Below are 13,056 nucleotides of genomic sequence, written 5' to 3' on the forward strand. Positions count from 1 at the left end.
CTCTCAGCCGTTGCCGATTCTGACGTAGCCGATGCCCTTTTTTTCAATCTCGTCGAACGACTCCTCGTAGCCCGCATCGGCATAGCGGATGACCCCGAGCGAGGTGTCGTTGGTGAGAGCATGCTCCAGCCGCTCCGCGCCTTCGGCCGTGCCATCGGCCACCAGAGTCACGCCGCAACTCGTCATGTAGCCCGCATAACCACCGCCGCCAGAATGAATGACGACGAGATCGGCCATCGAGGAGGAGAGCAGCATGGCATCGAGCAGCGGCCAGTCGGCGATGGCATCCGAGCCATCCTTCATGCGCTCCGTCATGATGTTCGGGTGCGCCATGGCGCCGGCATCGAGATGATCGCGTGAGAAGGCGACCGGCCCCTTCAGTTCGCCCGCCGCGACCAGCCTGTTGACCGCCAGCGCCAATTCCGTGCGCTCGCCATGGCCGAGCCAGGCGATGCGCGCCGGCAGCCCCTCGAAAGGCACGTTTTCGCGAGCGAGGCGGATCCAGTTGGTGACGATCTGGTTGTCCGGGAACATCTCCAGCACAAGATCGTCGATACGGGCGATATCGCTCTCCTCGCCCGACAGCGCCATCCAGCGGAACGGCCCGATTGCCCGTGCAAAGAGCGGCCGCAGATAGGCTTCGGTGAAGATCGGAATGTCGAAGGCATTCGCAACGCCCCCTTCCCGCGCCTGTGTGCGGATAAGGTTGCCATTGTCGAAGACCTCGGAGCCCCGCTTCTGGAATTCCAGCATGGCCGAGACATGCTCGACGATGGAGGCGCGGCTTGCCGCCATCAGCTGCCCCTGCCCGTCGTCGCGCAAACCCTTGACCTGGTCGATGCTCATGCCCTTCGGCACATAGCCATAGACGAGATCGTGCGCCGATGTCTGGTCGGTGACGATGTCGGGCACGATGCCGCGCCGTGCAATTTCCGGATAGATTTCAGCGGCATTGCCGACCAGACCGATCGAGGTCGCGCGCTTTTGCCTTACCGCCTCGTCGATCATCGCGAGCGCCGTATCGAGATCCGGCGCGACCTGTTCAAGGTAGCCGACAGCCTTGCGCGCTTCGGCACGGGCCGGGTCGATATCGACGCAGAGGATCGCCGCCCCCGCCATGCGGCCCGCGAGCGGCTGTGCGCCGCCCATGCCGCCGAGACCGGCTGTCAGGATGAAGCGGCCGGCAAGGCTCCCGTCAAAACGCTTTTCCGCGATGCGCATGAAGATTTCATAGGTGCCCTGGATGACGCCCTGGCTGCCGATATATTGCCAGGCGCCCGCCGTCAGCCCTCCCCAGCAGATCAGGCCCTTGCGCTGAAGTTCATAGAAAACCTCCGCCTTCGCCCACTGCCCGACGATGTTGCAGTTCGCCATGATGACGAGCGGCGCCTTCGCATGGGTCTTCAGGAGTCCCACCGGCTTGCCCGACTGGATGACCAGCGTCTGGTCCTCGTCCATTTCGATCAGGGCCTTGACGATGGCCTTGTGCGCCGCCCAGTTGCGCGCCGCCTTGCCGAGCGCGGCATAGACGATAAGGTTATCCGGATCCTCGCCCACCGACAGCACGTTTTCGAGAAGCCGCAAAAGCCCCTCCTGCCGCCAGCCCTTGGCGCGCAGTACCGGGCCGCTCGGGATTGGATAGTTTGGGTGGCGCGGATTGGGCTTCGGCATTGTCTTCTCCTTACGTCTCTTTACGGCTTTGCCTCAAGCAAGCGCGTAACTCACCAGATCGATGCCCATCGCCTTTTCGACCGATGGATAGACCGTGGGATCAAGCACGCTCGATGCCAAAGGAATGATCGTCTTCGGCACATGCAGCACGAAGACGTTCATGCCGACCTGGAGCTGACCGACGCTGAGCGGTTCGCCGTCCGGGGACAGCGTGGTGATCACATCAGGGAAGGTCGCAAGGCGCTTGCCGTCCGCCGATTCTACCGCCATGTACTCGTTCATCACATGCAGTACGTTCGCGCTGTCGCCCTTGCCGACCGTCACGGTACCGATGTCGAACGCCTCCTTGGTATAAACCACCGACTTGTCGGTGATCACGCCTTCGGAGAGGATCGAACCGCCCGTCGTCCTGACCATCGCGTCGATGATCGCCGAACCGCCCTTGCCCTCTGCAGCGATGATCGCCTCGCCGAGTTTGAGCGCGAGCGAAATGCCGCCGAGCGCCGCATTCCCGCGCACATAGGAGGCGCGCAGCGGGTTGCGGCAGGAGGCAATGAAGCCGCCCGACATGTCGGAGGCGGCGCGCAGGATCGGCGAGACCTTTGCCGTCGCGCCGCGCACGACGAGCTCGATATAGCGGTTCTCGTCGCGGTTTCCGCCGACGGCCGTCTGGATCATCTGCTCGGGCGAGCCGGCCATGCCGATCGAGCCCATGTCGCCGGTCGGATGCGCGCGCATGTCGCCGACAGCATCCAGCACCTTCGTGCCGAGGATGGCGGATGGCAGCCAACCGTTCAACGTCGAGGACTTGCCGTTCTGACCCACCATCAGCGCCGCGACCTTCTCACCCAGCGCCTCCTGCAGAAGCTCGACGGCCTTCACGTAATCGACGCCGCGCATTTCCCACGGCGTGGTCGAGGCCGGGGCGCCGATCGCTGCTGCGGTCGCCACCCAGTCGTCATCGGACAGTTCGTCGATGGAAACCAGCTCCGGCTTGCCGATCGACACTGCGGCGTAACCGAGCATGCGCCCATGATCCGCCCAGCCACCGCCGCCGGCGGCGTAGACCGAGCCGCCCTTGACCGCCGCCTCGACGTCTTTTTCCTTTAGAATCCGGCCCATTAGGCGTCCTCCTGACTCAATTTCTCATCCAGCTGAATCACTGCATTAAAAAGCACCGCCGCCCCGAGCGCGATATCATCGGTCTCGGCAAATTCCTCCGGCGCATGGCTGCGTCCGCCAAGGCACGGCACGAAGATCATCGCCGAACGTGTCACCTTCGCCATGAAGGCCGTATCGTGCCCGGCCCCCGAGGCCATGCGACGATGACTTGCGCCCGCTGTCTCGCAGGCTGCATCCAGCACATCGAGCAGCAGGGGGTCGCCCGGCGTCGGCATGTTGTCGGAGATCCGGCGCGGCGGCGCGATGGTGGTGCCCGTCTCCCGCGCGATCTGCTCGGCCAGTTGATCCACGGACGCGGCAAAGACATCCATCGCCGTGCGCTCTTCAGCCCGCGCATCGATCAGCAGCCGCGCACGGGACGGAACGACATTGGCGGCATTCGGCTCGATGGAGAATTCGCCAACGGTCGCCGTGAAATGCCCTGGGCCTTGCGAGAGCGATTTCGCCAGCGCCTCGATGCCCGATACCAATCTGGCGGCCGCCGCCAGCGCATCGGCACGCGATCCCATTGGCGTCGTGCCCGCATGATCCGCCCTGCCCTCGACAACGATCTCGATGCGCGTGATACCGGCAATCGCCGTCACCACGCCGATATCGCGCTTTTCCGTTTCCAGCACCGGCCCCTGCTCGATATGCAGCTCGAGAAAGGCCGCGATATCCTTGCGCGCCTCGGCGGCGATGCGCGCCGGATCGCCGCCAACGTCGCGAATGCCCTGCTCCAGCGTCAGCCCGCCGCTCTCACGCGACAGCCAGTCCGCCGGCAGCACGCCGGCCATGCCGCGACTGCCGATGCAGGAGACACCGAAGATCGACACTTCCTCGGCGAGGAAATCGACGACCTCCAGATCGTGGTCGAGTTCGATCCCCTTGTCCGCCAGCGCGCGGGCCACTTCCAGCGCCACAGCCACGCCGGCGATACCGTCAAAGCGTCCGCCATCCGGCACGGTATCGGAATGCGAGCCGAGCATGATCGCGCCGAGGCCGGGCTTCCTGCCCCGCCGCCGGGCAACGAGATTGCCAGCTGCATCGATGCGCGTTTCGAGCCCCGCGGCCTGAAACTTCTCGAGAAGAAAATCCCGCCCCGCCGGGAACAGAGCGGTAAAGGCACGCCGCGTGTAGGGCCGGCCTGGCTCGGTGAGCCGGGCGAGCCCGTCGATCACGTCCTGTATACGGACGGGGTCGACCGGCAGATTGCTCGCGCGGGCCATGATCAGGCCCTCGCGGAAACGAGCGTCGGCAGCGGGCGCACGAAAGCGCCGGTGCCGGGTTCGGCAAGCACCTTGGTGCCGTCGAAGGCGAGTTTGCCGCGCAGGTAAGTCGCGGAAACACGCCACGGCAGCTTGATGCCGTGATAGGGCGACCAGCCGACGACGTTGTGGCCGCTCGCGGCAGCGTCGTAGCTGTAGGGCTCCGGCGTCAGCACGGTGATGTCGGCATCCTTGCCCGCCTCCAGCGCACCCTTGACGTGATCGAGCCGGAAATGGCGCGCCGGGTTCAGCGTCATCAGTTCGGCGGCGCGCGTCAGCGAAATCCCGCGCTCCAGCGCGCCCTTGACGAAGAGCGGCACCATGACCTCCAGCCCCGGCACGCCGGAGGCATTGGCCAGCATGTCCGGATTGGTCTTGCGGTCTTCCGACCAGCTCACATGATCCGTCGACACCAGCGTGACATTGCCTTCCGCGACATGGCGCCAAAGCTTTTCCACTTCGGCGCGCGAGCGGATCGGCGGATTGATCTTCGCCTTGCCGCCGAGCCGGGCGACGTCGTTCTCCTCGTCGAGAACGAGATAGTGGATGCAGCACTCGATGGTCGCGCGAAAGCCCTGCGCCCTGTAGGCGGCGGCGATATCGTAGCCGCGGCCGAGCGAGCAATGCACGACATGAGCCGGGCAGCCCGTCTCGGCACCGGTCTCGTAGATCTGGTTGGAGGCGAGCAGTTCCGTCAGCGGCGGGCGGGACAGGCCGTGTGCGCGATAGTCGGTGATGCCCGCAGCCTTCACCTTGGCAATCGCCGCGCGCACCGCCTCGTCGTCCTCATTGTGCACGCCAGCCGTCAGCCCCGTCGGAGCGATAGCGCGGAAGCAATCTTCGAGCAAAGCCGCCGGAATGCGTGGAAACCGTTTTGGGTCCGTGCCGAAGGTCGAGAACTTGAAGGCCGCGACGCCGGCCGCGACCATTTCCGCAATGCGCGCTGGCCCCTCTTCCGGATCGACCGTGCCGTAAAGTGCAAAATCGACGCGGGCCTGCGGCGATGCGTGATCGACCTTGATCTTCACCGCCTCCGCCGAGCACACAAGATTGCCCTCGTCATAGGGCATGTCGACGATGGTGGTTACGCCACCGGCCGCCGCCGAACGCGTCGACCAGATGAAATCCTCCTGGTTCTTCTGCGAGAGCGAATGCACCTGCGCGTCGATCGCGCCGGGCAGGATCAGCGCGCCGGAGAGATCGTGCCGTTCCCTGGCCGCCGGCATCGCGCCTTGGCCGACATGCACCACCTTGCCATCGCTGACCGCGACATGACCGCCTTCGACGATGCGATCCGCCAGAACCACGGTGCCTTTCAGAACAAGATCGAAGTCGGCCATCGAGGTTTCCTCAGGGTTTCAGGGCAAAGAACGTATCGACATCCGTCATGGGCGCGGCCTCGACAAAGGCTGCAAGCGCCTCGGGGCTGGCAAGGTCGCGGTCGAGCGCTTCGATTTCGGCGGAAAGCGGCCGGTCCTTGCGGTAGAAGGAGCTGATCGCGCGCGTGCGCTGGTAGGCGATGGCGGCAACGCCTTCGACATTGTCGCCGGCAAGATCGACGGCCTGGGCGGACAGCATGGCCTCGAGCGCGGCGAGCTGGCGCAGGTCCCGCACCTGGCTTTCCATGCGCTCGACGATGAGCGGCAGGAAGGTCGCCTCTTCCTCAAGCCCGCCGGCAACCACGATGGACTGCGCCGAGATCGGCACCGCCAAAGACTGGATGCGCATGTAGAGTTCGACGGCCAACTTCAGCAGCGGCCCGAACCCCGTCGCCGCCTCGCCGGGCGCGACGAGATTGACCGGCAGGTTGCGGCGAACGCCATTGGAGAGCAGCACGCAGCGGTTCAGCACATTGCGGGCAAGATGAGCAAAACCCGTCTGCGCCGCCTCGACATAGAGTGTGGTCGACAGCGGCAGCGAACCACCGGAGGCCATGACGTGGTTGTCCATCACGACCGGGTTGTCATCCGACTGCGCCGTCGCCTCGACGAGGCGCTCGGCAGCGGTCATCAGCGTATCGAGGCAGGCGCCGAAGACCTGCGCCGTCATGCGCAGACTGAGCGGATCATGGATGGCCGAGGGTTTCGGCCAGTGGCCGGAGGTCGCCTGCGCCTCGAACCATTTGCCGGCCAGCGCCTCGCCATGCGCCGAAAGCCGTGCCGCCACCCGCCACGGATCGGCCGATGCGCCGAGCGCCAGCGACGAGAGCACCCCCGTCACCATGAGATTGCGGATCGCCTTGGCCGCCTCGCGCACCACATTGGCGGCGGCGGCGTGCGAGATGGCATTGACGCTGAGGGCCGCCAGCGCATCGCGCGGCTGCATGCGATAGGGTTTCAGGCCCGCGCGCTTGAGCGCTTCCGGCGCCGGCAGCCGCTCGCCGCCATACCAGGCCTCACCCTCGCCGGTCATGACGGCCGCGATCTGTCCCATCAGCCCGATATCGGCACAGCCCATCGAGCCATGGCGGCGCACGACAGGCACGACGTCCTTTTCCAGAAGCGCCAGGAAGGCATCGATCAGTTCCGGGCTGCAGCCGGAATAACCGCCGAGCGCCGTGTTGACGCGGATCGCCATCGCCTTGCGCACGATCGGCAGCGTGAATGGCTCGCCGGTGCCGAAATGGTGCGCCTTGACGAGATTGTTGTTGAATTCAACGAGGTCGTCGGCCGTCCAGAGCTTGTCCTTCATGGAGCCGACGCCGGTATTGGCACCGTAGATCGGCAGGCCCGTGGCAAGACGGTCGGTGATGACCAGGCGCGACGTGCTGACACGGCCCATGCCGATCTCGCACGCCACCGGACGGCGCGCACCCGTGCCGATCGCCTCCAGCGTGGCGAAATCGAGCGGTTGGCCGGTGAGATAGAGCGTATCGGCGGAAGCGAGCATGTTTTGAAAAGCCTGTGTTTCGAGACGGATGTTATGCGGAACGTGAACGGAGCGTATATCCCAAAACCCGCACGGTTCATGCTATAGACCGAACAGTTAGGGAGAAACCAAGGACCCGCCCGTGGATCTATCCACCCTCTGCCTTGTGCACAGCATTCTCGAAGAACGCGGCATCCGCAGGGCGGCGGCCGTCGCCGGCCGGCCGGCTTCCAGCGCCAGTGCAGCGTTGCGCCGGGTCGAGGCGGTGCTTTCCGTTCCGCTGGTGCGCCGCGATGGGCAGGTGCTGGTTCCCACACTGGAGGCTGAAGCCCGCCTGCCGCGTTTCGCCGAGATCGCCAGCGCCGCCGCGGCACTCACCAGCCTCGGCCAAGGCCGCGAAAGGCCTCCGGTCCTCTCGCTTGCCGCCCTCTCCCGCTTTGCGGCGACCGCCAGGGCGGGCAGCATCAATGCCGCCGCCAAGAGGCTCGGCCTTGGTCAGCCGCAACTCACCCGCCAGCTCAGCCATCTTGAAGCGGCGGTCGGTGCGAAATTGCTCGACCGTTCGGCGGCAGGCATAAGCTGCACGCCGGCCGGCCTTGAAGCGCTGGCGCTTGCCGAACGCATCGGCGCGGCATGGGAATCATTGTCTGCGGCCTCCGGCGAACGCTTCCGCCGCAGTGCCGCGACCTGGCGGCTCGGCACCATCATCCCGTTCGGCCACGAGAGCGAGATCGCAGCCATGCTTGCGCGCCTGGCGGTCGAATGGCGTGGAGCACGGCCACGCCAGCCGCTCTTCCTCTCCTCCACCACGGCGGACGAACTCGTTTCCGGCCTGAAAACCCGCCGGTTCGACCTGATCCTGCTCGACACCGACCACTATCCCGCCGAGTTCGACGGCAGCCTGATCGGCCGCTCGCAGCTGGCGCTTGCCGGCCCGCGGGCATTGGAGAAAACCGAACCGCAGGATTTCGCCGCCCTGCTGCACCGCTATCCCGTGGCCGTGCCGAGCCCGCGGAGCGGTCTGCGCCAGATGACCGACCGCTTTCTGGAGGCGACGCTTTCCCCGGCCGAGCGTTCCCGCCTGACGCTGGTCGAGGTCGATTCGATCCCGGTCATCATCAATCTCGTGCTCGACCACGGCCATCTCTCCGTGCTCCCGGAGCATTCCGTCGCCAACATCAACCCGCCGCCGACATTGCTGCCGCTGGATGCCGCCTACCAGCAATCCCTCAGCCTCGTCTGGCCGCGCGATGCGCTGTCCCGACAGGCGGCGGAGACGATGATCGGGCTGCTCTCGAAACCTTAGCCCTTGGCGCCGGCCCGCAATCGCCGCCGGGTCTCCGTCGGGCTTTCGTGATAGTGCGCGCGGTAACTGCGCGAGAAGGCGGAGGAGGAGTTGAAGCCCGTCAGCGCCGCGATATCGGCGAACTCGGCCTTGGTCTCGATGACCTTTCGCCGGGCGGCATTCAGCCTTAGCGCAAGATAATGCTGGTGCGGCGCCACACCCATCGATTCCTGGAACAGGTCCTGGAGATGGCGTGCGCTGATGCCGACGCGTTTTGCCAGCCGTGTCAGCGTCAACGGCGCGTCCACCGTCTCCTCCATCAGCCGCACCGCTTGGCTGACGCGCTGGTCGGCGATGCGCATGTTGCCAAGGGCCGGCACCTGCAGCAGCCCGCCGGTCCGTTCGTGTTCGTAGATGAACAACCGGGACACTTCGAGCGCCAGCGAATAACCCTGCCGGCGGCGGATGATCTCCAGCATCAGGTCGAGCGTCGGCAAGGAACCGCCGGTGGTGATGCGCTTTCCATCGATGACGTAGCGCTCGCGCATCACCGCGATCTGCGGATAACGGGATGCGAATTCCTCCATGTCCTCCCAGTGGATCGTCACGGAATGGCCGTTCAACAGGCTGGCTTCGGCAAGCAGCCAGCTTCCCGATTCGATACCAGCCATCATCGTGCGATGGCGCGCCGTTTGCGAAAGCTGGCGTCGCAACAGAGGCGTCGCACTCATCTGCCATTGATAGCTCGAAAGCACGAAGAGCGGCTCTTTCTCCCGCTCCGGCCGGAACAGGCCGTCGACCGGCACCGGAATGCGGCTCCGTGTCTCGACCGGCTGGCCATCGGGGGAAAAAATTCGCCAGCGGTAAAGCGCCTGGCCGGAAATGCGGTTGGCGGCGCGCAGGGGCTCGATGACCGAGGCGACGAGGATGAGGTTCGTCTCGGGCAGCACTAGGATATCGATGTCGAGGGTATCGGAAGAGGGATCGAGCATGGCGGAAGCATGCGTATTCATCGCTCGAATTGTCAAGAATGGATCCGAAAAGTGAAAGCATTGCGCCGTCTCTTGGCTCGTAATGGACCCAATGAGAATACTGGGAGAGATCGAATGCCCTTAGCCATGAACCGTGATGTCTTCATCACCTGCGCCGTCACCGGCTCCGGCGACACCGCCGGCAAATCGCCCCACGTGCCGCGTTCGCCCAAGCAGATCGCCGAATCGGCGATCGACGCCGCCAAGGCCGGTGCCGCCGTCGTGCACTGCCATGTCCGCGACCCGGAAACCGGCGCACCGAGCCGCCGCAACGATCTCTACCGCGAAGTGACCGAGCGCATCCGCGATGCCGAGGTGGACGTGGTGCTGAACCTCACCGCCGGCATGGGCGGCGACATTATCTTCGGCGGCACCGAACAGCCGCTGCCGCTGAACCCCAACGGCACCGACATGGTCGGCGCCACCGAGCGCGTCTCCCACGTCGCCGAATGCCTGCCGGAAATCTGTACGCTCGATTGCGGCACGATGAACTTCTCGCTCGGCGACTACGTGATGACCAACACGCCGTCCATGCTGCGCGCCATGGGCAAGATGATGACCGACCTCGGCGTCCGTCCGGAAATCGAGGCCTTCGACACCGGCCACCTGTGGTTCGCCAAGCAACTCGTCGAGGAGGGGGTCATCGAGGATCCGGTGCTCATCCAGCTCTGCATGGGCATTCCGTGGGGCGCGCCCGACGACCTCAACACCTTCATGGCGATGGTCAACAACGTGCCGGCCAACTGGACGTTCTCGGCCTTCTCGATCGGCCGCAATGCCATGGCCTATCCGGCCGCGTCCATCCTGGCCGGCGGCAATGTGCGCGTCGGGCTTGAAGACAATCTCTATGTCGGCAAGGGCCAGCTTGCCACCAATGCGCAGCTCGTCGAAAAAGCCGTCAACATCGTCGAAAGCATGGGTGCCCGCATCATCGGCCCGGCCGAAGTGCGCGAAAAGCTGAAACTCCAGAAGCGGGCACCGAAATGAGCCAGATCAACAAGGCAGCCTGCGTCGGCGGCGGTGTCATCGGCGGCGCCTGGGTGGCGCGTTTTGCGCTCGCCGGCATCGACGTCAACATCTTCGATCCGCACCCGGAAGCCGAACGCATCATCGGCGAAGTGATGGCCAATGCCGAGCGCGCCTATGGCATGCTCACCATGGCTCCGCTGCCGCCGAAGGGCAAAGTCACCTTCTGCAAAAGCTTGGAAGACGCCGTCAAAGACGCTGATTGGATTCAGGAAAGCGTTCCCGAGCGCCTCGAATTGAAGCGCGGCGTGCTGACCCAGATCGATGCGGCCGCAAAACCCGACGCGCTGATCGGCTCGTCCACGTCAGGCCTGATGCCGACCGACCTGCAGCGCGACATGAAGCACCCCGAACGCCTGTTCGTCGCGCATCCCTACAATCCCGTCTACCTGCTGCCGCTCGCCGAACTGGTCGGCGGCGAAAAGACCAGCAAGGCGACGCTCGAAGACGCCAAGGCCAAGCTCGCGCCGATCGGCATGAAGGGCGTAATCATCAAGAAGGAGATCGAGGCCTTCGTCGGTGACCGTCTGCTCGAAGCCGTCTGGCGCGAAGGCCTCTGGCTCATCAAGGACGACATCTGCGACACCGAGACGCTCGACGATGTGATCCGCTACTCGTTCGGCATGCGCTGGGCGCAGATGGGCATGTTCGAGACCTACCGCATCGCTGGCGGCGAAGCCGGCATGCGCCATTTCCTCGCCCAGTTCGGCCCCTGTCTCTCCTGGCCCTGGACGAAGCTCACCGACGTCGTCGATCTCAACGACGAGCTGGTGGAGAAGATCGCCAACCAGTCGGACGCCCAGTCCGGCGCGCGCGGCATTCGCGACCTGGAGCGCATCCGCGACCAGAACCTCGTCGGCATCATGCATGCGCTGAAGGCCGGCGACGACGGCAAGGGCTGGGGTTCTGGCAAGCTGCTCGCCGAATTCGAGGAACATCTCTGGGCCAAGGCCGGCAAGGCGAAGGTCGAGGTTTCGGAAGCCGAGCCGCTGCGCCTCATCGACACCAAGGTCAACGCCGCCTGGGTCGACTATAACGGCCACATGACCGAGCACCGTTACCTCCAGCTCTTCGGCGATACGTCGGACGCGCTGCTGCGACTGATCGGCGTCGACTTCGCCTATGTCGAAGCCGGCCACAGCTACTACACGGTGGAAACCCACATCCGCCACATCGGCGAAGCCAAGCTCGGCCAGGCGCTCTACACGACGCTTCAGCTTCTGGCGTCCGACAGCAAGCGGCTGCACTTCTTCACCCGCATCCACGATGCGGCGACCGGCGATGTCATCGCGACGGCAGAGCAGATGATGCTTCACGTCGACTCGAAGGCCGGCAGGAGCGTCGATGCGCCTGCGGACGTGCTGGCGAAGATCAAGCCGATCGCGGACGCCCATGCCAAGCTGCCGACACCGGAAAGTGCCGGCCGCAGCGTCGGGCAAAAGCGCGCCTGACGAAACCGTTGAAGCGCCGGAGAGGAACGGCGCCGACGCAGAACACAATCTCCCCCGCTCATTGGGGGAGATGCCCCGCAAAGGGCTATGGCCGCCACGCGGCCCCAAAAGAATTCGAGGGGGAATGCCATGAACTTCGCATTGACCGACGAGCAGCAGATGATCGTGGATACGGTTCGCTCCTTCGTCGAAACGGAAATCTATCCGCATGAAAACGAGGTCGAGCGCACCGGCCATGTACCGCCGGAACTCGGCCAGGAAATCGCCCGCAAGTGCAAGGAAATCGGCTTCTTCGGCTGCAACATGCCGGAAGAAGTGGGCGGTGCCGGCCTCGACCATACCTCGTTCACGCTGGTCGAGCGCGAACTCGGCCGCGGCTCGATGGCGCTCACCGTCTTCTTCGGCCGCCCCTCCGGCATCCTGATGGCCTGCAACGACGAGCAACGCGAACAGTACCTTCTGCCCGCCGTGCGCGGCGAAAAGTTCGACGCGCTCGCCATGACCGAGCCGGATGCCGGCTCTGACGTGCGCGGCATGAAATGTTTCGCCCGCAAGGACGGCGACGACTGGGTCGTCAACGGCACCAAACATTTCATCAGCCATGCCAACATCGCCGATTTCGTCATCGTCTTTATCGCGACGGGCGAGGAAGACACGCCGCGCGGCAAGAAGAAGCTCATCACCTGCTTCCTCGTTGATCGCGGCACACCCGGATTCGAGATCCGCAACGGCTACGAGTCGGTCTCGCACCGCGGTTACAAGAACTGCATTCTCAACTTCGACGAATGCCGCCTGCCCTCCTCGCAGATCCTCGGCGAAGTCCACAAGGGCTTCGACATCGCCAACGACTGGCTCTACGCGACCCGCATCACGGTCGCCGCGACCTCCGTCGGCCGCGCCCGCCGCGCCTTCGACTACGCTTTGAACTACGCCGCCGAGCGCAAACAGTTCGGCAAGCCGATCGGCGCGAACCAGGGCGTCTCCTTCAAGCTCGCCGACATGATCACCGAGATCGACGCCGCCGACCTCCTGACGCTCAATGCCGCATGGCGCCTCGATCAGGGCCTGCCGTCGAACCGCGAGATCGCCTCGGCAAAGGTCTACGCCACGGAAATGCTCGCCCGCGTCACCGACGAGGCGATCCAGATTTTCGGCGGCATGGGCCTGATGGACGACCTGCCGCTCGCCCGCTTCTGGCGCGATGCCCGCGTCGAGCGCATCTGGGACGGCACGTCGGAAATCCAGCGGCACATCATCAGCCGTGATCTGCTCAGGCCGCTCGGAGCGTAATGTCG

Annotated in this window: 10 protein-coding genes; 4 read left to right on the forward strand and 6 right to left on the reverse strand. The window is 64.9% G+C overall.

Annotation, left to right across the window (positions count from 1 at the left end; genetic code table 11):
• Positions 1 to 3: 3 nt before the first annotated feature.
• The 5 genes from MUO32_RS13285 to MUO32_RS13305 are packed head-to-tail and all read right to left on the reverse strand — an operon-like array spanning position 4 to position 6,989.
• Complete coding sequence (locus MUO32_RS13285; RefSeq protein ID WP_257948779.1) at positions 4 to 1,671, reverse strand: urocanate hydratase; 1,668 nt, start codon at positions 1,669 to 1,671, stop codon at positions 4 to 6.
• Between the two features lie 33 nt (positions 1,672 to 1,704).
• The gene (locus MUO32_RS13290) at positions 1,705 to 2,793 is read right to left on the reverse strand and encodes a DUF917 domain-containing protein (RefSeq protein ID WP_257948780.1); all 1,089 of its coding nucleotides are present in this window, start codon (positions 2,791 to 2,793) and stop codon (positions 1,705 to 1,707) included.
• Complete coding sequence (locus MUO32_RS13295; protein ID WP_257948781.1) at positions 2,793 to 4,061, reverse strand: Zn-dependent hydrolase; 1,269 nt, start codon at positions 4,059 to 4,061, stop codon at positions 2,793 to 2,795. The genes MUO32_RS13290 and MUO32_RS13295 overlap by 1 nt, the downstream gene beginning before the upstream one ends.
• A gap of 2 nt (positions 4,062 to 4,063) precedes the next feature.
• Positions 4,064 to 5,440 carry a dihydroorotase family protein gene (locus MUO32_RS13300; protein WP_257948782.1) on the reverse strand — a complete coding sequence of 459 codons (1,377 nt, stop codon included), beginning with the start codon at positions 5,438 to 5,440 and terminating at the stop codon, positions 4,064 to 4,066.
• 10 nt (positions 5,441 to 5,450) lie between these two features.
• On the reverse strand, positions 5,451 to 6,989 hold the full coding sequence (locus MUO32_RS13305; protein ID WP_257948783.1) for an aromatic amino acid lyase: 1,539 nt from the start codon (positions 6,987 to 6,989) through the stop codon (positions 5,451 to 5,453).
• A 121-nt stretch (positions 6,990 to 7,110) separates the two neighbouring features.
• On the opposite strand from MUO32_RS13305, the gene MUO32_RS13310 reads away from it, so the two are divergent.
• A complete protein-coding gene (locus tag MUO32_RS13310; protein WP_257948784.1) occupies positions 7,111 to 8,274 on the forward strand; it encodes a LysR family transcriptional regulator in 1,164 nt (387 codons plus the stop codon).
• Here the strand turns inward: MUO32_RS13310 and MUO32_RS13315 are convergent.
• A complete protein-coding gene (locus MUO32_RS13315) occupies positions 8,271 to 9,266 on the reverse strand; it encodes a GlxA family transcriptional regulator (protein WP_374708642.1) in 996 nt (331 codons plus the stop codon). The genes MUO32_RS13310 and MUO32_RS13315 overlap by 4 nt on opposite strands.
• A gap of 93 nt (positions 9,267 to 9,359) precedes the next feature.
• Here MUO32_RS13315 and MUO32_RS13320 point away from each other — a divergent pair, with 93 nt between their 5' ends.
• From MUO32_RS13320 to MUO32_RS13330, 3 genes are all read left to right on the forward strand, one after another.
• The gene (locus MUO32_RS13320) at positions 9,360 to 10,271 is read left to right on the forward strand and encodes a 3-keto-5-aminohexanoate cleavage protein (protein ID WP_257948785.1); all 912 of its coding nucleotides are present in this window, start codon (positions 9,360 to 9,362) and stop codon (positions 10,269 to 10,271) included.
• Positions 10,268 to 11,761, forward strand: coding sequence for a carnitine 3-dehydrogenase (locus MUO32_RS13325; RefSeq protein ID WP_257948786.1), 1,494 nt, complete (start codon positions 10,268 to 10,270; stop codon positions 11,759 to 11,761). The genes MUO32_RS13320 and MUO32_RS13325 overlap by 4 nt, the downstream gene beginning before the upstream one ends.
• Positions 11,762 to 11,890: 129 nt before the next feature.
• Entirely contained in the window at positions 11,891 to 13,051 is a 1,161-nt protein-coding gene (locus MUO32_RS13330; protein WP_244759470.1) for an acyl-CoA dehydrogenase family protein, read from the forward strand.
• The last annotated feature ends 5 nt before the right edge of the window (positions 13,052 to 13,056 follow it).

Origin of the sequence: Shinella sp. CPCC 101442 (assembly GCF_024704725.1) — a bacterium.
In the GTDB taxonomy this organism is placed as follows: domain Bacteria; phylum Pseudomonadota; class Alphaproteobacteria; order Rhizobiales; family Rhizobiaceae; genus Shinella.